Raw genomic sequence first — 18,099 nt, forward strand, 5'->3', positions numbered from 1 at the left:
AGTGATCGCTCGGCGCCGACGCTTTTCCTAGACGAGCCGCTTGCCGGCGTCGTCGATGATCGAGCCGAGGTCGCGGGCTTCCTCGGCCATGATCATCTCGTTGTGGGCCTTGCCGGACGGGATCATCGGGAAGCAGTTCTCTTCCTTGGTGACCCGGCAGTCGAACAGCACAGGCTTGGGGCTGGCGATCATCTCGCGGATCTTGTCGTCCAGTTCGTCCGGATGCTCGGCGCGGATGCCGACGCCGCCGAACGCCTCGGCCATCTTCACGAAGTCCGGCAGGCTGGACGAATAGGAGTGGCTGTAGCGCTCGCCATGCAGCAGTTGCTGCCACTGGCGGACCATGCCCATCCATTCGTTGTTCAGGATGAAGATCTTGATCGGCAGGTCGTACTGAATGGCCGTCGACATCTCCTGCATGGTCATCTGCACCGAGGCGTCGCCAGCGATGTCGATGACCAGGGCGTCCGGATGGGCCATCTGCACGCCGACCGCGGCCGGCAGGCCGTAGCCCATGGTGCCCAGGCCGCCGGAGGTCATCCAGCGGTTCGGATGATCGAAGTGATAGTACTGCGCCGCCCACATCTGGTGCTGGCCGACCTCGGTGGTGATGTAGGTCTCGCGGTCCTTGGTCAGTTCGTACAGGCGCTCGATGGCGTACTGCGGCTTGATCAGCTTGGCGTCGGGCCGGTAGCGGAACGACTGGCGGGCGCGCCAGGCCTCGATCTGACGCCACCAGTCATCCATCGCCGCCTTGTCGGTGGAGAGGTTGCGCGACTTCCAGGCGGCGATCATGTCCTCCAGCACGCTGGCGGCGTCGCCGACGATGCCGATGTCGGCGCGGACGTTCTTGCTGATCGACGAGGCGTCGATGTCGATGTGGATCTTCTTCGAGCCCGGGGCGAAGGCGTCCAGACGGCCGGTGACCCGGTCGTCGAAGCGCGCGCCGATCGCGACCATGACGTCGCAGTCGTGCATGGCGTTGTTGCTCTCGAAGCTGCCGTGCATGCCGACCATGCCCAGCCAGGCGGGGTCCGACGCCGGGAAGGCGCCCAGGCCCATCAGGGTCGAGGTGACCGGCGCGCCGGTCAGCTGGGCCAGTTCACGCAGCAGCTCGGCGGCGCGGGGTCCGGCGTTGATGACGCCGCCGCCGGTATAGAGGATCGGACGGCGGGCGCCGGCGAGCAGCGCCACGGCGTCGGCGATCTTGTTCTGGTCGCCCTTGGTGCGCGGGTTGTAGTTGTGCGCGTGGGTGACCTCGGTCGGGCCCTGGTAGACGCCCTTGGAGAACTGGACGTCCTTGGGGATGTCGATGACGACGGGGCCGGGGCGGCCCGACGTGGCGATGTGGAACGCCTCGTGGATGATCCGCGGCAGGTCGGCGACGTCCTTGACCAGATAGTTGTGCTTGGTGATCGGCCGCGTGATGCCGATCGTGTCGCACTCCTGGAAGGCGTCGGTGCCGATCAGGTGGGTGGCGACCTGGCCGGTGAAGACGACCATCGGGATCGAGTCCATCAGCGCGTCGACGATGCCGGTGATGGCGTTGGTCGCGCCGGGGCCGGAGGTGACCAGAACGACGCCCGGCTTGCCGGTCGAGCGGGCATAGCCTTCGGCGGCGTGGGTCGCGCCCTGCTCGTGGCGGACCAGGACGTGCTGCAGGCGCGTCTCCTCGAAGAGCGCGTCGTAGATCGGCAGCACCGCACCGCCCGGATAGCCGAAGAGCACCTCGACGCCTTGGTCGATGAGGGCGCGGACCACGATCTCGGCGCCGGTCAGGGTCTCAATCGTCGTATCGGCAGCAATCGTCTGGTGGGCGGTCATTTGTGTAGAGCCTTGATTTTCGGCAATAAAAAAGGCCCTCAAGGGGCCTGGGCGAGCGACCTTCAGCGGTCTGACACGTGGTCAGTCCGCGAGAGGTCGCACAGGGAGTACAAGAAGCTCACGCACGAGCGTTCTCCAAATGAAGTCGCCGAGGTCATGACATGCCCCGTTCAGCCCGTCAAGGCGGGCTGTTGCGCAAGAAACTGCCTCCATTGGTCCTCATGGGCGATAGCGTCGAGGCGCGGCCAGTCGGCCATCTGGCCACGCAGCCAGGTGGCCTGGCGCTTGGCGTATCGGCGGGTTTCGCGCTGCGCATTCCCCAAACCTGCCGAGAGGCTGACTTCGCCCGAAAGCGTGGCGGCCAGTTCGCGGAAGCCGACCGCCTTCATGGCCGGAAGGTTGGGATCGAGGCCGCGGGCGGCGAGGGCGGAGACCTCGTCCAGGGCGCCTTCGCGGACCATGAGCTCCAGGCGCCGGTCGCAACGATGGAACAGCGCCTCGCGCGGCGGATCGAGGGCCACGCCGGTCCAGGCGCCCGGCGCGATGGCCGGGTCGGTGCGCGCCTGCCAGTCGCTGAGCGAGGTCCCGGTGGCGGCGAACACCTCCCACGCTCGCGTCAGGCGCTGGCGGTCGGCGGGGGAGATGCGCGCCTCGGCGGCGGGGTCGGCGGCGGCCAGGCGCTGGCGGAAGGCCGCCTCGCCCATGGCCTCGAACTCGGCCGTCGCCTGGGCGCGGACGTGCGGCGGGGTGCTTGGGACCTCGGCGAGGCCATGGGTGAGGGCGCGGAAATAGAGGCCGGTGCCGCCGACGATGACGGTCGGGCGTCCGCGGGCTGCGATCTCGTCGATCAAGGCCACGGCCGCACGCAGCCAGCGGCCGACGGACCAGCCCTCGGCGGCGTCGACGACGCCGAACAGATGGTGGGGGGCCTGGGCTTCTTCCTCGGGCGAGGGCCGGGCGGTCAGCAGGCGCAGGTCGCCGTAGAGCTGCAGCGCGTCGGCGTTGACGATCTCGGCCCCGATTTCACGGGCCAGGCGCAGGGCCAGGGCGGACTTGCCGCTTGCGGTCGGCCCGGCGATCAGCCAGATGCGGGGCTCCATGCAGATCGCCCTTACCCTTGTCGGTCCCGATTCAGACGCCGCCGCGAAGGCGCTCGCCACACTGGCCCCAGCGCTCGCAGGCGTGCACGCCCGCGTCAAGGAGCCCCGCACCCTGGGCCCCGGCGCGCTCGACCTGCTGGTGGAGGGCGCCGATGTGGCCAGCGTCCGCGCCACGGCCGAGACGGCCCTGGTCGGCAGCGGGGTCGACGTCTGCGCCCAGCCCTGGGAGGGCCGCCGGAAGCGGCTGCTGCTGGCGGACATGGATTCGACCATCATCAACGTCGAGTGCATCGACGAACTGGCCGACTTCGCGGGCGTGAAGGCGCAGGTCTCGGAGATCACCGAGCGGGCCATGCGCGGCGAGCTGGATTTCGAAGGCGCCCTGCGCGAGCGGGTCGGGATGCTGAAGGGCCTGCCGCTGGGCGACCTGCAACGGGCCTATGACGAGCGCGTGCGGCTGAACGCCGGTGCGCGGATCCTGGTGCGGACGATGTCGGCCAATGGCGGGCGCGCGGTGCTGGTCTCGGGCGGCTTCACCTTCTTCACCTCGCGAGTGGCGCAGGCGGCGGGCTTCGCCGCCAACCGCGCCAACACCCTGAACGAGGACGGCGGCGCGCTGACCGGCACGGTCGGCGAGCCGATCCTGGGCCGCGAAGCCAAGCTGGCGGCGCTGAAGGAAGAGGCCGCCGGCATGGGGATCGACCTGGCCGAGACCCTGGCGGTCGGCGACGGCGCCAACGACCTGGCGATGATCGAGGCGGCGGGCCTGGGCGTGGCCTACCGGGCCAAGCCGATCGTCTCGGCCCAGGCCGACGCCAAGGTGGACAGCGCCGACCTCACCGCGCTGCTCTACTTCCAGGGCTATCGCGCCGAAGAGTTCGTAACGGACTGAAGCCGGGTTTGAATTCCGCTCCTGGGCGCGGCGGAGTAGAAGCCGAGGCCATGAGCTTGCCCCGCCTTCCCGTGGCCGTCGTGTTCGACATGGACGGCCTGCTTTGCGACACCGAGGTCGTCTATCGCGACGCCATGACGGCGACCTGCGCCGAGCACGGCTATGAGATGTCGTTGCCGCTGTTCCAGAGCATGGTCGGCCTGCCCGGCCCCGCCAGCGACCAGAAGGTGGTCGACCACTTCGGCGCCGACTTCCCGCTCGACCTCTTCCGCACGCGGGTGATGGAGCATGTGGACGCGGCCTGCGAGGTCGGGATCGCGCTGAAGGCGGGCGTGGTCGAACTGCTCGACCACCTTGACGAACTGGCCCTGCCGCGGGCGATCGCCACCTCGTCGAGCCATCGGGCGGTGCAGGCGCATCTGGGGCGCAGCGGCATCATCCCGCGCTTCGACGCCATCCTGGCGCGTGGCGACTATGAGCGCGGCAAGCCCAATCCCGACCCGTTCCTGGCCGCCGCCGCCCGCCTGGGCGTGGCGCCGGAGCTATGCCTGGCGCTGGAGGACAGCCACAACGGCGTTCGCGCCGCCTCCTCGGCCGGGATGATGACGATCATGGTCCCCGACCTGCTCGAGGCCACCGACGAGATGCACGGCCTGTGCGTCCGCGTCGCGGGCGACCTGCACGAGGTTCGCGAGCTGATGGCCGCCGTGCGGGCGCTGGCCTAGCGCGGCGGGGCCAGGGCCGCCGCGGGCGGCGGGGCGGCCTTCACGCGCTCCACAACATCCCTGACCACGTTGGACGGGATCGCGAAGGCGAGGCCCGCGCCGGGCTCGCCGCGCGACTCGCGCGCGCTCGCCATGCCGATCACCTGGCCAGACGCGTTGAGCAGCGGGCCGCCGGACCCGCCGGCGGTGAGCGCCGCGTCGGTTTGCAGGTAGGCCTTCACGGGGCCTCGCAGCGAAGCGCCGGCGAAGGGATCGTCTTCGTTGAAGGTCGTGCCGATCTGGCGGTTGACCGCCGAGATGATGCCGGAGGTCGCGGTGCCGACCAAGCCATAGGGCGCGCCCATCAGCACGACCGGTTGGCCGGCCTTCACCTGGTTGCTGTCGCCGAAGGAGAGGGCGGTGAGCTGGCGGCCGGGGGTGGCGCGGAACACGGCCACGTCGCTGCTCTCGTCGGCGCCGACCAGCTCGGCGCGGGCGACCGTGCCGTCGGCGAACACCAGATTGACCACCGGAATGCCGCCGGTGACATGGGCGGCGGTGACCACGAGCCCGTCGGCGGAGACCACGAAGCCCGAGCCCATCTGCATCGGCGCGCCGTCGTTGCGGCCGTCCGAGCCGGAGACGGTGAGCATGACGGTGGCGGCCTGGGCGCGTTCGACCGCGCTGACGAAGTTCGTGGTCCCACGGGCCGGCGCGCTCTCCTGGCCGCGGTGGGAGAGACCCCAGCCGATCAGCAGCAGCATGATGAAAATGACCACGCCGGCGGCGGCGTAGAGAAGCTGTTGGGTGCGCAAGGGTAGGCTCCGGAGATCGTAACTCACGCCGGAAAGCGACCAAGGCCCAGCTTGGTTCCCTTTCGGGGGCGCTACAGTTGGCCGCAGTCTGGCCGTCAGCCGGCGTTTCGCGTCTGGGGTGAATCCCGGCGCCATGTGAGAGCGAGGCTGTCGCGAGACAACAATTTTGCGATGCACCAGGATGCGCTCGCGGGGGCGAAGCCGAAGCGGTTAGCTCGCGCTGAGCAGCACCACACCAGATTGAGTTGGACGCACGCCAGGGTGGAGGTCTAGCTTGACCATGAGTCGTAGGAGACCTCATGGAAATGCGCCGTACGTTTGCCTTGGCCGCCGCAATTGCTGTTTTGGGATCTGGAGCGGCCAAGGCCGCGACAGTGATTGATGTCGACAATCTGATCGACCACTGGGGGCCTCGCGTGTCGCAGGGCATGGGCGCCATGTCCTACGTGTCTCCGGATGGGTCAATGACCACCGGCGCGCTGCAGACTTGGACTGTCGGACGGAGCGGTGTGCTCGATCAAATCGACATCTTCGGCGCCGCCACGTCGCTTCGGACGAACGACAACATAGCGATCGATTGGGACCAGCATGACTTCCTGGTCACGCTCACCATTCTAGCGGGCGGGACGGCGCTGAACCCTGGAACGATCGAACTTGGGTCGGTGACCAAGAGCGCCTTGGAGATCGGCGCGCAGCGGCGCGTGACAAACTTCGACCTGAGTTCGCTCGGCATCGCCGTGGAGCAAGGCGACGTATTGACCTTCAAGATGGCGGTCGAAACGTGCGGCGGGTACGCCATTTGCCACAGCGGGTGGACGAGCTACATCGCCGCGACGCAGCCCGATGAAACCAGCAGTCACTATGCGGGCGGATCGGCGTTCAGCATTCAAAACTCTCGCATCTATAGCGAAGGTTATGCCTACGATCTGAATTTCCGCACCTGGGTGTCAGCCGTACCGGAGCCTTCGACCTGGGCGATGATGATCGCTGGCTTTGGTCTAACGGGTTCGGCGCTCCGCCGACGCAAACGGCGCGTACCGTCCAATCTGCAAGCTTTTTCATGACAGTCGAGGTTCAGCGGACGACCGCCCGTGGATCGGCCACGAAGTAATCCTGGAACGCGCTGAACGGAGCCTGCACGCCAAGCGCCTGCAGCGGGAACGCCCGCCAGGGCGCATCCAGCTCCACCTTTGCAAGGCCGTTCAAGATCTGGTCCCTGACCTGCGCCTTCACGTCGCCGCGGTAGGTCAGCAGTTGGCCCCAGGTCGACGTGCCGTCGAGGCGCACGTGGGGCGGAGCCGTGGGGGATGCGACATAGGCCGGGGGGAACAGGCGGCGATAGGCGTCGAGATTGTACAGCCAGGAGGCGCCCCGAATGGCCTTTGCGTCTGGGTGATGAAGGCCGATGTGGGCGCACATCTGGGCCAGTTCCGCTTGGCGCCGATCCATCTTGCCGGGCGCCAAGGGGCTGACGTCGTCGGCGTCGCGGCTGGAGAAGTGGATGCGGACGACGCCGTCAGTGTCTGGCGGGTCGAACCTGAAGCAGCCGAACCTGAGCGCAGCGTCGGCGGCAGGCGTAGCGTCCGCGTAGCAGCTGACGGTCCAGTCGAGATGCTCCTGCAGCGTCCGGAGCGTTGTCAATCGCGTCACGAAGCGGAGCCACTCGGGTCTGGGATTGGCGAGGTCCACGCTCCCAAGTCCGAAGCGGCGATGCAGGTTGGTGTATCTGAGAACGGCTTTTGGAAGCGGTGACCCGGAAAGCGCCGCCAGCCGCTCGGCGAACTGGAGCTGGACGGCGAAGTAGGGGCGCAGGCGTTCGGCTTCTTCGCGACGTTCCGGCTCCATGCGCGCTCCAGCGGCCCCCTACAGGTCGATCCAGTAGTGCACCGAGGTCTCGCCGGGCAGCCAGATATGCGGGATCGCGGCCGTGCGGACGCCGCCGTTCTTCTCGATGACGCGGATGGAGGCTGCGTTGGTGGCGCTGACGGTCAGCAGCACGCGTGTCAGCGGCAGGTGGGCGCGGATATGGTCGAGGCCCTGGGCCAGGATCGCGCTGGCGTGGCCACGGCCACGGGCCGAGGGCCGCACCGCGTAGCCGACATGGCCGCCGACCTTCTCGAGGTTCTCGTTCAGGTGATGGCGGATGTGCAGCGAGCCGAGGAACGCGTCGCCCTCCACGTACCAGAGCACCGTGTAGGGGACGGCCGGGCCCTGGCTGCCGTCGGGCAGGGTGACGGTGGTCGGCGGGGCGAGCTGGCTGGCGACGAAGGCGGCGGGATCGCCGGCCACCTGCGCGATGCTGTCGGGCGTTTCCGGGCGCAGGGTGTCGCGGGCGTAGCCCTCGCGCATCGCCGCCACGAAGGACGGCATATGCGCGAGGTCTGGCCGGACGAGCGCGGGCATGACGACCCTAGCGGGCGTTGGGACCGCGTTCGAAGTACTTGAAGAAGGCGCTGTCGGGAGAGAGCACCATCGTCGTGTCGCCCTGGCCGAGCGAGGCCTCGTAAGCCTGCATCGAGCGGTAGAACGAGGCGAACGCCGGGTCCTTGCCGAAGCCCTGGGCGAAGAGGCGCGTACGCACGGCGTCGCCTTCGCCTCGGGTGGTCTCGGCCTGCTCGCGGGCGGTGGCCAGGGTGATGGCCACTTCCTTGTCGGCGCCGGCGATGATCTCGCGCTTTTCCTGCTCGCCCTGGGCGCGGATGCGGGCCGCTTCCTGCTGACGGCTGGTCTGCATCCGGCGATAGACCGACTCCTGAATCTGCGGCGGGTAGTCCGCGCGCTTGATGCGGATGTCGATGATCTGGATGCCGAGGCGCGAGGACTCGGCGCGGGCGACGACGTCCTTCTTGGTCTGGGCCAGCAGCGCTTCACGACGGCCCGAGATGATCTCGGTCGAGGTCGCGGTGCCGAGCACCTGGCGCAGCGAAGAGTTCACCAGCCGCTCGATGCGGTCGCTGGCGGTCTGCTCGTCGCGCAGGGTGCGGTAGTAGAGCAGCGGATTGGAGATCCGGTAGCGGATGAAGGCGTCGACCACGAGGCGCTGCTGGTCGGCGGCGGTGATTTCTTCCTGGGCCGCTTCGATGGCCAGGTTGCGCTTGTCGAACATGACCACGTTCTCGACGAACGGGACCTTCATCTTCAGGCCCGGGTCGGGATCGCCGGGCGCGTTGATGACGCGGACGGGTTCACCCAGCCGCACGATCACCGCCTGCTTGCGCTGGTCGACGATGAAGAAGGTCTGCGACAGGACGATCAGAGCCCCGGCCACCAGGATGCCGAGAACGGGAAGGTTGCGGATCATCGGGCGGCTCCCGTCGACGGAGCGACCGTGGGCGGAGCGGGCTCCGCAGCCGGCGCGGCCTGGGTGCGCGGACGGAAGACGTCAGGCGGCAGAATGATCGGCGCGCTTGCGCCCTTGCCGTCGATGACGACCTTGTTCGACTTGGCCAGCACGCGTTCCATGGTTTCGATGTAGAGGCGGTCCTTGGTCACGCCCGGAGCGCGGCGGTACTCGTTGTAGATCTGGTTGAAGCGGGCGACGTCACCGGTCGCCTCGCGAACGGCCTGCTCGCGATAGCCTTCGGCCGACTGGACCAGCTTGGAGGCGTCGCCCTTGGCTTCGTTGACCACGCGGTTGCGGTAGGTGTTGGCCTCGTTGCGGGCCGACTCCTGGTCCTGGCCCGCGCTGTTCACGTCGCGGAACGCGGCGGCCACTTCCTGCGGCGGGTTGGCCGAGCGGATCTGGACTTCGACGACGCTGATGCCCGCGCCCCAGGAATCCAGGGTCCGCTGCATCAGTTCGGCGGTCTGGGCCTGAACCGCGCCGCGGCCGGTGGTCAGGATCGGCTGCAGATCGGACTTGCCGACCACCTCGCGCATGGCGCTTTCGGCGGCGGCCTTAACCGAGGCGTCCGGGTCGCGCAGGGTGAAGACGTACTTGCTGGCGTCGGCGACGCGCCAGGTGACGCTGAAGTTCAGGTCGACGATGTTCTCGTCGCCGGTCAGCATCAGGCTTTCTTCGGGGACCTTGGCGTCGCCGACGCCGCCGATGTCGATGCGGTTCAGGGTGGTGACCGGCACCTTCTCGACCCGCTCGATGGGCGCGGGGAGATGGTAGCGGATGCCGGGGCCTTCCGAGCGCGAATAGGCGCCGAAGGTGGTGACCACGGCCTGTTCGTTGGGCTGGACGATGTAGACGCCCGACAGCGCCCACAGACCGACGCCGACGCCGGCGACCGCAGCGACCGCCGCGGGGCGAACGCCGTCGCCGCCAGGACCGCCGAAGAAGTCGCGCAATTGGCGTTGCAGCCGCTCGAAGGCGGCGTTCAATTCGGGCCCATCAGGGCGACGCGGGCCGCGAGGTCCGCCTCCGCCGCCGCCACCACCGCCGCCGAGGGGGCGGCGAGGTCCGGGTTTCTTGTCGCCGTTCCCTTCGTTGGGCGGCGGCGCGCCCCAGGGACCGGGGTTCGCGTTGTCATTCCAAGGCATGGTCGCGTCGTCTTGCTTTCGTTTCGGCGCGGCCGCGTCGTTAGCCCGTGGATGGGCTTGTAAACCGGCGCTGTGAGCCGGATATGTGGCTCAACACCAGTTAAAGCAAGTCAAAGGGCCGTATGGAGCCGACAATCCCCGACCGCGACAGCGTTCTGACAGCGCTGGATCGCGTCCTTGATCCGAAGACCGGCAAGGGATTGGCGAGCGCCGGGCTCGTCCGTGGGCTGACGGTCGGCCGTGGGCGCGCCGGCTTCATGCTGGAGGTCCCCGCCAGCGAAACTGCACTGTACGCGCCGGTGCGCGACGCCGCGCAGGCGGTGCTGGCGGCCTTGCCGGGCGTCGCCAAGGCGCAAGTCGTGCTGACCGCCGAGCACGCTTCGGCGCCGCCCGCCGAGGGCGTGACGCGGGTGCGCAAGGGCGCGCGCGTGGCCCAGGACCCGCAGGCCGCCCCGGCCCCGCCGGCCGACGCCGCGCGGCCCGCCCATGTGCGCCGGGTGATCGCGGTGGCCAGCGGCAAGGGCGGCGTTGGCAAGTCCACCGTCTCGGTCAATCTGGCGACGGCGTTTGCGGCCCAGGGGCTGAGCGTCGGGCTGCTGGACGCGGACGTCTATGGCCCGTCCGCCCCGCGGATGCTGGGGATCCAGGAGGAGCCGGCCTTCGTGGACGGCAAGCTGCAGCCGCTGGAGGCCTGGGGGCTGAAGGTGATGTCGATCGGCTTCATGGTCGATGAGGGCTCGCCGATGATCTGGCGCGGACCGATGGCCAGTTCGGCGGTGCGCCAGATGATGAACGACGTCGCCTGGGGCTCGGAGGCCGAGCCGCTGGACGTGCTGGTGGTCGACCTGCCGCCGGGCACCGGCGACATCCAGCTGACCCTGATCCAGAAGATGAAGATCGACGGCGTGGTGATCGTCTCGACGCCGCAGGAGATCGCGCTGATCGACGCGCGGCGGGCGGCCTCGATGTTCCAGAAGACCGCGACGCCGATCCTGGGCGTGATCGAGAACATGGCCTTCTTCACCGATCCGACGACCGGGGCGCCGATTCCGATCTTCGGCTCCGGCGGCGCTAAGGCCGAGGCCGCGCGGCTGGGCGTGCCGGTGCTGGCGGAGATCCCGCTGGAGATGTCGCTGCGCGAAGCCTGCGACGACGGCCGGCCGCTGGTGGCGACGGCGCCCGATAGCGCCGCCGCCAAGGCGTTCATCGCGGCGGCCAAGGCTCTGACGGCCTAGGGGCGTCCCCGGTACAAGCCCGGGGACGAGGGGATGTCTAGCGCGGGGCTTCGGTCGCCAGGCCGACGCCGCTGACGCTTTCCAGCAGGCCGGCTTCGGCCGCCAGGGCGTCGCGCTCGTCGAGCTGACGGCGGACCTCGGCGTGACGCTTGGCGTCCAGCTTCCAGCCGATGAAGGCCGCACCGCCGAAGAACACCAGGATGATCGGCGCGAACACGTAGCAGAGCTCCAGCCCGCGGATCGCCGCCGGGCTGTTCACCGCGCCTTCAGCGGGGTTGTAGCCGACCAGGTCGAGGACGGTGAAGCTGATGCCGACGGTGATGGCGGTGCCGATCTTCTGGGTCGTGGTGACCAGGGCGTAGAGCAGGCCCACGCGTTCCTTGCCGGTCTCCAGGCGCACCTCGTCGGCGACGTCGGCGACCATGGCGCGGACGATCAGGACGAAGGCCGAGGAGACGAAGCCGACCGAGAACATGCCGGGGATCGCCAGGGCCATGGTGGCGGGCGGGATGATCATCAGCGCCGACTGGGTGACGGCGTAGGCGACGGCCGAGACGATCAGGGCGCGGTGCTTGCCGATCTTCTGGGCCAGCCAGCCCCAGAACATGGCGCCGACCAGGCCCGCGCCGATGAAGAACACCAGCAGGATGCCGGTCTGGGTCGTCGAGTAGCCACGGGCGTCGTGGAAGAAGAACAGGTAGAGCGCCGCGGTGGTGCCCGGGCCGAGCGCCATGAACAGGTCGGCGAAGATCAGCCGGGCCATCTCCGGCCGGCGGACCAGGTCCCAGTAGTCGCGCAGGGTGACGCGTTCCTTGCTGGCGTCGGGGGCGACGCGCTCGGGGGTGATCAGGGTGCAGAGGGCGAGCGTGACCGGGATCAGCAGGATGCAGAACCAGCCCATGGCGTGGACGCCGTTCACGCCTTCGCCGTGCTTTCCGAGCGCCAGCGGCAGGAGCAGGATCAGCACCGCGCCGATCACGCCGACCGCCTGGATGACGCCGTAGACGCGCGAGCGGTCATGATAGTCGGTGGCCAGCGACGCGCCCCAGGCGGCCTGGGCCAGGGTCAGGATCGAGACGCCGAGATAGAGCACCAGCAGCCAGCCGATCAGGTAGGCCTCGGTGATGCCCGGCTGGGCCATGAACAGCATGTAGGCGGCGAGCATGACGATCGGGCCGCCGAGGAGCAGCCAGGGCCGGTAGCGGCCGAGCCGGCTGCGCGTGCGGTCCATGGCCATGCCGAGGATGGGGTCGATGGCCAGGTCGATCAGCCGCACGATGGTGAAGGCCAGGCCGACCGCGGCGAGCGACAGGCCGAGCTGGCCGGCGAAGAACCGCGGGAGATAGACGGCCATGACCAGGCCGATGGCGGCGATGGGCAGGGCTGTCGAGGAAAACGCCATAACGACGGGCAAGGGCAGGCGCGAGCTGCCGACGGCGGAATTCGCCATGTATCGCCTCAAATGTCAGGCCCCTGAAAAATGTTAGGGGCGGGCTAAAAATGAAACCGGCCCGGACGAACCGGGCCGGGCAGGGGTGTTATCGACCCGCTTGGGGCGGGACCGCAATGGCTGCTTCGGCGGAGACGACCTCGATGATCGGAGTTTCGTCGTAGAGGGCGTCGCGCTCGTCGAGCTGGCGGCGGATTTCCCCGTGGCGCTTGGCGTCGAGTCCGTAGCCGATCATGCAGGCCCCGCCGAGCATGACGAAGACCACCGGCCCGATCATGTAGGCGAGCTCGAGGTTGTGGATGGCTTGCGGCGTGTTGACCACGCCTTCCTTGGCCACGTAGCCGACCGCCTCCAGGACCAGGAAGGTCAGGCCGATCGAGAATGCGCCGGCGATCTTCGAGGTCATGGTGGTGATGGCGTAGAGCAAGCCTGAACGTTCGCGGCCCTGTTCGAGGCGGACCTCGTCGGCGATGTCGGCGGTCATGGCGCGGGTCAGGACGTTGAAGCCCGCCGCCAGGAAGCCGGCCATGAACATCGGGAAGATCGCGACCAGCATGTTCCCCTTGGGGATCGCCATCAGCGAGATCAGGATCAGCGAGTAGCCGGTGGTGGCGACCATCACCGCGCGGTGCTTGCTGATCATCATGGCCAGCCGGCCCATCATCGGCGCCCCGGCGAAGCCCGCCAGGATGTAGACGGCCAGCAGGATCGAGGCCTGGCCAGTGGTGAAGCCGCGGCTGTCGGTGAAGAAGAACAGGTAGAGCGCGCTCATCCAGCCCGGGCCCAGGGCCAGGCAAAGGTCGGCGGCGAGGATGCGCGCCATGCTGGGCCGCGAGACCAGGGACCAGTAGTCGCGCAGCTTGAACTGGTGACCGGGAACCTCGGGGGCGATGCGTTCGGGCGTGCGCCAGACGACCAGCGCCACGGCGATCGGGGTCAGCGCCAGGATGAACCAGCCCATGGTGGCGACGTTGCCCGAGTCGGGCAGGTCGCGGGCTTCGGCGATGATCGGGATCGCCAGCACGGCTGCGGCGCCGAGGACGCCGACGGCGGTCATGATGCCGAACACGCGCGAGCGGTCGTTATAGGCCGGGGCCAGGGTCGCGGCCCAGGCGGCGTGGGACAGGCTGAGGATCGAGGTCCCCAGGTACATGACCAGCAGCCAGAAGATCAGATAGCCGATGCCGACGCCTTCGGCCGGCATGAACAGCCAGTACATCGAGGCCATCAGGAACGGCGCGCCGACCACGGTCCAGACCCGGTAGCGGCCCCATTTGGTCCGCGTCTTGTCCATCACCCAGCCCAGCAGGCCGTCGACCGGAATGTCGATCATGCGGACGATGAAGAAGGCGGCGCCGACGGCGGCGAGGCTGACGCCCAAGTGGCTGGCGTAGTGACGGGGCAGATAGACCGCCACCGCGATGATCACAGCCTGGATCGGCAGGCTGGTCGCGGCGAAGGCGAAAATGGTGGAAAGCGGCAGCGTGCTGGCGCGCGGAGCCGGCGAAGCCTGGGTCAAGGTCTGGTTTCTCCCTATGCGAGCCGGGGCCTCTTCGGGCGCGGTCTCAAGGGTAGGTTACGCGCGATAACCTTGGTCGCGGCAAGTGAATTCGTTGCAACAGTACGCACAAAAGAAAGGGGCGGCCGCCCCGTCTGGAACGACCGCCCCCGATGTCCTGCGCCTTATGCGCGTGGCGTCTTAGCCGCCTTGCAGCTTGCGGAAGAACTTGCCGCTCTGCTCGCCGCCGTTGACGTAGGCCTGCTGGCCTTCGGGGTCGGAAATCTTGGACCAGTTGTCGCGGACCTCCTCGACCGACAGGCCGCCTTCACCGAGGTACACGCCCTCGGTTTCGTAGATGCGCGACAGGGCGAAGGCGCCGGCGCCGGCGGTCAGGATCGCGCCGGTCGGGGCTTCTTCCGAGGCCAGGTAGACGACGCCCGGGGTGACGTATTCCGGCTTCAGCTTTTCCAGCACCGGGGCCGGCATCAGGTTCTCGGTCATGCGGGTGGCGGCGACCGGGCTGATGGCGTTGATGTGGATGTTGTTCTTCTGGCCTTCGAGCTTGATGGTGTTCATGAAGCCGATGATGCCGAGCTTGGCCGCGCCGTAGTTCGACTGGCCGAAGTTGCCGTACATGCCCGACGACGAGGTCGTCACGACGATACGGCCGTAGTTCTGCTCGCGCATGATTTCCCAGACGGCCTTCACGGGCTTCACGGTGCCCATGAGGTGGACGTTCACGACCAACTCGAAGTCGGCCAGTTCCATCTTGGAGAAGGACTTGTCGCGCAGGATGCCGGCGTTGGCGATCAGGATGTCGATGCGGCCCCAGGTGTCCATCGCCTGCTTGACCATCAGGGCGACGCCGGCGTCGTCGGTGACCGACGAGCCGTTGGAGATGGCTTCGCCGCCGGCGGCCTTGATCTCGGCGACCACGGCGTCGGCCGCGGCCGAGGAGCCGCCCGAACCGTCGACCGAACCGCCCAGGTCGTTGACCACGACCTTGGCGCCGCGACGGGCCAGCTCAAGGGCGTGCTGACGGCCCAGGCCGCCGCCCGCGCCGGTGACGATCGCGACTTTGCCGTCGAAGCGGATGTCCGCCATGAGAAGTCTCCCATCAAACAGGGGTTTGAAATTTCGCAGCGGTTTGTGCGGTGCGGGAGAAGGGACGTCAAGCGGCGGTCTTTTCCCTCCGCGTGGAAGGGGAGCGAACGAGGATCAGCGCGCGGCGAGCGCGCTGGCGCCATCACGCATGAACTTCACCAGCACGCGCTGGCCGATCAGGAACGGGGCGCTGTCGGCGCTGACCACCACCTCGACCACGCGGTCGTCGGCGCGTTCGCTGGGATCGTCGGACTGCAGCTTGCGCGCGCCGAAGACGGCGGCTCGGCGCAGGACCTTGCCGCTGTAGGTCTTGGTCGGCTCCGACTCGGGCGCGATCTGGACGGTCTGGCCGATGGCGACATGCGGCAGGGCGCTTTCGGCGATTTCGGCGCGGACGATGCGGGGGGCGGCCGGCTCAAGGTCGAACATGTTCGAAACGTTGAGGGTCGAGGCGCCGGCGCCCGGATTGGCGTAGCGGCGGGCGATGCGCCCATCGGTCGGGGCGCGGATGATGGTCAGTTCGAGATTGTAGCGCGCCTCTTCGAGGGCGGCCTGGGCGGTCGCGATCGCGGCGCGCTGGGCCTGGATGTTGGCCTGGGCCTCGCGGATCTTGTCGGCCGCCTGGTCGACCCGCTGGGCGGCGACGAAGTTGGTCGCCACCAGCCCCTGCAGGCGCTTGTGCTCGCGCTCGGCGGTGGAAAGCTGGACCTGATACTGGGTCATCTGGGCCTTGGCCTGTTCAACCGCGGCGGCGGCGCGAGCGGCCGAGAGCTTGGGCTCGTCGTCTTCCTGGCGGGCGAGAATCTGGCCCTTCACGACCTCGTCGCCTTCCTGGACGTAGACCTCGCGCACGATGCCGGCCCGGCGGGCGGCGACCTGGATCATGCCGCCTTCGACGTCGGCCTTGCCGTTGGCGACGGCGACGAAGGGGCTCTTTGGCGCGGCGGCCGCGGCGGCCTTGGCCTCGGCTTCCTTCTTGGCGTTGGCCTGGCTCGACACCATGAAGGCGCCGCCGCCCAGGACGACCAGGGCTGCCACGGCCGCGATTTTGATGCGGTTGGATTTCACGAAGGCGAACATGGTCTCTTAGGCTCCAACGAGCTCGGTGTGGCTGACGGGGGCATGGATCTCGCGCGTTCGGCGATCGTCCAGAATACGTCCGTCCTCGATGTGGATGATGCGGTCGGCATAGGCCTCGAGCCGCGGGTCGTGGGTCACGCAGATCACCGCCGCGCCGTGTTCCTTGGCGGCGCGCTGCAGAAGCTTGATGACGATCTGGCCGTTCTCGCCGTCGAGGGCGCTGGTCGGCTCGTCGGCGAACAGCAGGCGCGGATCCTTCGCCAGGGCGCGGGCGATGGCGACGCGCTGTTTCTCACCGCCCGACAGCTCTGACGGGCGCTGGTCGAGGCGATTGCCCAGACCGACCTCGGTCAGGGCGACCGCGGCGCGATCCTTGGCCTCCGCGGGCGAGTAGCCCTTGTACTTCAGGATCGTCGTGACCTGCTGCAGGGCGCTGAGCGCGCCGAACAGGTTGAAGCCCTGGAAGATGAAGCCGCAGTGATCGAGACGGAACTTGTCGATCTTGCCGGGGCGCTGGCTCCAGAGGTCCTCGCCGAGCGCGACGACCTTGCCCTGGTCCGGCTTGAGCAGGCCCGAGAGGCTGGCGATCAGGGTCGACTTGCCCGAGCCGGAGGGGCCCATGACCATGGTCATCTCGCCATGGCGGCAGTCGAAGTCGACCGACTTGAGCACCTCGATGTGGGTGCGGCCGGTCTTGAACCGCTTGACCAGGCCGGTCCCCTGGAGCGCGATGGAGTTGGGGGCTTGGGCGTTCATCGCAGCAGGTCCGCCGGTTGGCTCTTTTTCAGGATGCCCAGGGCCATGAGCCCGGAGGCCAGCGAGATCGCCATCAGCAGCACGGCGACGGCGGCGACCCAGACGGGCGGGAAGCCCATGGGCAGACCGCCGCTGCGGGCCAGCAGCGAGACGAGGAAGGTGAAGAGGGCGGTGGCGCCAAGGCCCACGACCCCGACCCAGAACGACAGCTCCAGCACGATCAGGCGCAGCGACCCCATCGAGACGCCGAGGGCGCGCAGGGAGGCGAACTCCTTGATGTTGGCGAGGATGGCTCCGCGCAGGGTCTGGGAGGTGATGCCGACGCCGATCAGGAAGCCGAGGAACACAGAGAAGCCGAGGAAGATGCCGATGATCTGCTCCTTCATCAGCGCGCTCTCGTTGGCCTGGGCGAGCTCGGCGCGGGTCCAGGCGCGGTAGGCGCCCTTGGCCTCGGCGTTGAGCTGGTCGCGGACCGCCGCGGCCTGGGCCGGGTTGTTGATGCGGACCATCAGCGGGCCGGTCTTCTCGCCCTTCTCCATCATGCCGAGCCGGCGGAGGGTGTCGCGCGAGACGACGATCGAGGGCTGATTGATGTCCGGATAGTTGTCGAGCAGGGCGCGGACGCGGACCGTCTTGCCGTTGACCGTGGCGGTGTCACCGAGCTTCACGCCGAGACGTCCCAGCCCCGAGCGGTCGATGGCGACGGCGTTCGGCTCCATCAGCGCGATGCGCACGCTCTCGGGATAGTCGACCGGCAGGGTGAGGGCGCCTGGCTCGGTGTCGACCATGTTCACCTGGACGAAGGTGGTGACCTGCTTCTGGCCGTCCTTGGGCTGGTTGGTCCAGCGTCCGCCGCCGCCGTCGAAGCTGGCGACCTCGGCGACATTGGGGTTGAGGTAGAGCTGCGGACCGATGCGGCGCGGCAGGCTGGACGGGCCTGAATTGATCAGGCTTTCCGACTTCGCCGGCATGATCATCAGGTCGGCGCGCGAGCGGTTGATCGTGGCCGTGGCGGCCTGGATCATGCCCGTGAACATCCCGACCTGAGCCAGGATGAGCAGGCCGGAAAAGGCGAGGGCGATGACCGCGGCCAGGTAGCGGCGCCATTCGTAGATCAGGGTCGCTAGAGCCAATGACATGGGGCCCTCCT

The 18,099-nt window shown here is 68.4% G+C and carries 17 protein-coding genes; 4 read left to right on the top strand and 13 right to left on the bottom strand.

The window, feature by feature from the left end; genetic code table 11:
- Positions 1-27: 27 nt before the first annotated feature.
- Positions 28-1,824 (bottom strand): acetolactate synthase 3 large subunit, encoded by a 1,797-nt coding sequence (locus tag ASC79_RS16940; protein ID WP_056021788.1) that lies wholly within the window; start codon positions 1,822-1,824, stop codon positions 28-30.
- 170 nt (positions 1,825-1,994) lie between these two features.
- Complete coding sequence (gene miaA / locus ASC79_RS16945; protein WP_056021785.1) at positions 1,995-2,924, bottom strand: tRNA (adenosine(37)-N6)-dimethylallyltransferase MiaA; 930 nt, start codon at positions 2,922-2,924, stop codon at positions 1,995-1,997.
- Between miaA and serB the strand changes: the two genes are divergently transcribed.
- Positions 2,923-3,816: a phosphoserine phosphatase SerB gene (gene serB / locus ASC79_RS16950; protein WP_056023605.1), complete on the top strand. Its 894-nt coding sequence runs from the start codon at positions 2,923-2,925 to the stop codon at positions 3,814-3,816. The two genes, miaA and serB, sit on opposite strands and share 2 nt — an antisense overlap.
- A 50-nt stretch (positions 3,817-3,866) precedes the next feature.
- Positions 3,867-4,541, top strand: a complete 675-nt coding sequence (locus ASC79_RS16955; protein WP_056021782.1) for an HAD family phosphatase — start codon at positions 3,867-3,869, stop codon at positions 4,539-4,541.
- On the opposite strand, the gene ASC79_RS16960 is transcribed toward ASC79_RS16955, so the two are convergent.
- Positions 4,538-5,335, bottom strand: a complete 798-nt coding sequence (locus ASC79_RS16960; RefSeq protein ID WP_056021779.1) for a S1C family serine protease — start codon at positions 5,333-5,335, stop codon at positions 4,538-4,540. The genes ASC79_RS16955 and ASC79_RS16960 overlap by 4 nt on opposite strands.
- 299 nt (positions 5,336-5,634) lie before the next feature.
- Between ASC79_RS16960 and ASC79_RS16965 the strand changes: the two genes are divergently transcribed.
- The gene (locus ASC79_RS16965; RefSeq protein WP_056021776.1) at positions 5,635-6,399 is read left to right on the top strand and encodes a PEPxxWA-CTERM sorting domain-containing protein; all 765 of its coding nucleotides are present in this window, start codon (positions 5,635-5,637) and stop codon (positions 6,397-6,399) included.
- A 10-nt stretch (positions 6,400-6,409) separates the two neighbouring features.
- Here the strand turns inward: ASC79_RS16965 and ASC79_RS16970 are convergent, their stop codons facing one another.
- From ASC79_RS16970 to hflK, 4 genes are read right to left on the bottom strand one after another with little or no spacing between them, the layout of a single operon-like run.
- Positions 6,410-7,180 (bottom strand): hypothetical protein, encoded by a 771-nt coding sequence (locus tag ASC79_RS16970; protein ID WP_056021773.1) that lies wholly within the window; start codon positions 7,178-7,180, stop codon positions 6,410-6,412.
- A gap of 18 nt (positions 7,181-7,198) precedes the next feature.
- On the bottom strand, positions 7,199-7,738 hold the full coding sequence (locus ASC79_RS16975) for a GNAT family N-acetyltransferase (RefSeq protein WP_082532184.1): 540 nt from the start codon (positions 7,736-7,738) through the stop codon (positions 7,199-7,201).
- Positions 7,739-7,745: 7 nt separating this feature from the next.
- The gene (gene hflC, locus ASC79_RS16980; RefSeq protein ID WP_056021764.1) at positions 7,746-8,636 is read right to left on the bottom strand and encodes a protease modulator HflC; all 891 of its coding nucleotides are present in this window, start codon (positions 8,634-8,636) and stop codon (positions 7,746-7,748) included.
- A complete protein-coding gene (hflK, locus tag ASC79_RS16985) occupies positions 8,633-9,664 on the bottom strand; it encodes an FtsH protease activity modulator HflK (protein WP_235528762.1) in 1,032 nt (343 codons plus the stop codon). Before hflK ends, hflC begins: the two co-directional genes overlap by 4 nt.
- A 281-nt stretch (positions 9,665-9,945) precedes the next feature.
- Here hflK and ASC79_RS16990 point away from each other — a divergent pair, with 281 nt between their 5' ends.
- Positions 9,946-11,058: an Mrp/NBP35 family ATP-binding protein gene (locus ASC79_RS16990; RefSeq protein ID WP_056021756.1), complete on the top strand. Its 1,113-nt coding sequence runs from the start codon at positions 9,946-9,948 to the stop codon at positions 11,056-11,058.
- A gap of 37 nt (positions 11,059-11,095) precedes the next feature.
- On the opposite strand, the gene ASC79_RS16995 is transcribed toward ASC79_RS16990, so the two are convergent.
- The 6 genes from ASC79_RS16995 to ASC79_RS17020 all read right to left on the bottom strand — a co-directional run bounded on the left by ASC79_RS16995 (position 11,096) and on the right by ASC79_RS17020 (position 18,088).
- Positions 11,096-12,508 (bottom strand): MFS transporter, encoded by a 1,413-nt coding sequence (locus ASC79_RS16995; RefSeq protein WP_056021752.1) that lies wholly within the window; start codon positions 12,506-12,508, stop codon positions 11,096-11,098.
- Between the two features lie 88 nt (positions 12,509-12,596).
- Positions 12,597-14,027 (bottom strand): MFS transporter, encoded by a 1,431-nt coding sequence (locus ASC79_RS17000; RefSeq protein WP_056021750.1) that lies wholly within the window; start codon positions 14,025-14,027, stop codon positions 12,597-12,599.
- A 180-nt stretch (positions 14,028-14,207) separates the two neighbouring features.
- Positions 14,208-15,113, bottom strand: coding sequence for an SDR family NAD(P)-dependent oxidoreductase (locus ASC79_RS17005; protein WP_056021747.1), 906 nt, complete (start codon positions 15,111-15,113; stop codon positions 14,208-14,210).
- Between the two features lie 114 nt (positions 15,114-15,227).
- On the bottom strand, positions 15,228-16,193 hold the full coding sequence (locus tag ASC79_RS17010) for an HlyD family secretion protein (protein ID WP_056021745.1): 966 nt from the start codon (positions 16,191-16,193) through the stop codon (positions 15,228-15,230).
- 6 nt (positions 16,194-16,199) lie between these two features.
- The gene (locus ASC79_RS17015) at positions 16,200-16,949 is read right to left on the bottom strand and encodes an ABC transporter ATP-binding protein (protein WP_056021742.1); all 750 of its coding nucleotides are present in this window, start codon (positions 16,947-16,949) and stop codon (positions 16,200-16,202) included.
- Positions 16,946-18,088 (bottom strand): ABC transporter permease, encoded by a 1,143-nt coding sequence (locus ASC79_RS17020; protein WP_056021740.1) that lies wholly within the window; start codon positions 18,086-18,088, stop codon positions 16,946-16,948. Before ASC79_RS17020 ends, ASC79_RS17015 begins: the two co-directional genes overlap by 4 nt.
- Positions 18,089-18,099: the final 11 nt, after the last annotated feature.

It is taken from the genome of Phenylobacterium sp. Root1290, assembly GCF_001425305.1.
GTDB lineage: Bacteria > Pseudomonadota > Alphaproteobacteria > Caulobacterales > Caulobacteraceae > Phenylobacterium.

Coding starts and splice junctions, on each gene's coding strand:
- ASC79_RS16940 (WP_056021788.1), bottom strand. CDS start 1,824: ATGACCGCCCACCAGACGATTGCTGCCGATACGACGATTGAGACCCTG.
- serB (WP_056023605.1), top strand. CDS start 2,923: ATGCAGATCGCCCTTACCCTTGTCGGTCCCGATTCAGACGCCGCCGCG.
- miaA (WP_056021785.1), bottom strand. CDS start 2,924: ATGGAGCCCCGCATCTGGCTGATCGCCGGGCCGACCGCAAGCGGCAAG.
- ASC79_RS16955 (WP_056021782.1), top strand. CDS start 3,867: ATGAGCTTGCCCCGCCTTCCCGTGGCCGTCGTGTTCGACATGGACGGC.
- ASC79_RS16965 (WP_056021776.1), top strand. CDS start 5,635: ATGGAAATGCGCCGTACGTTTGCCTTGGCCGCCGCAATTGCTGTTTTG.
- ASC79_RS16970 (WP_056021773.1), bottom strand. CDS start 7,180: ATGGAGCCGGAACGTCGCGAAGAAGCCGAACGCCTGCGCCCCTACTTC.
- ASC79_RS16975 (WP_082532184.1), bottom strand. CDS start 7,738: ATGCCCGCGCTCGTCCGGCCAGACCTCGCGCATATGCCGTCCTTCGTG.
- hflC (WP_056021764.1), bottom strand. CDS start 8,636: ATGATCCGCAACCTTCCCGTTCTCGGCATCCTGGTGGCCGGGGCTCTG.
- ASC79_RS16990 (WP_056021756.1), top strand. CDS start 9,946: ATGGAGCCGACAATCCCCGACCGCGACAGCGTTCTGACAGCGCTGGAT.
- ASC79_RS16995 (WP_056021752.1), bottom strand. CDS start 12,508: ATGGCGAATTCCGCCGTCGGCAGCTCGCGCCTGCCCTTGCCCGTCGTT.
- ASC79_RS17005 (WP_056021747.1), bottom strand. CDS start 15,113: ATGGCGGACATCCGCTTCGACGGCAAAGTCGCGATCGTCACCGGCGCG.
- ASC79_RS17010 (WP_056021745.1), bottom strand. CDS start 16,193: ATGTTCGCCTTCGTGAAATCCAACCGCATCAAAATCGCGGCCGTGGCA.
- ASC79_RS17015 (WP_056021742.1), bottom strand. CDS start 16,949: ATGAACGCCCAAGCCCCCAACTCCATCGCGCTCCAGGGGACCGGCCTG.
- ASC79_RS17020 (WP_056021740.1), bottom strand. CDS start 18,088: ATGTCATTGGCTCTAGCGACCCTGATCTACGAATGGCGCCGCTACCTG.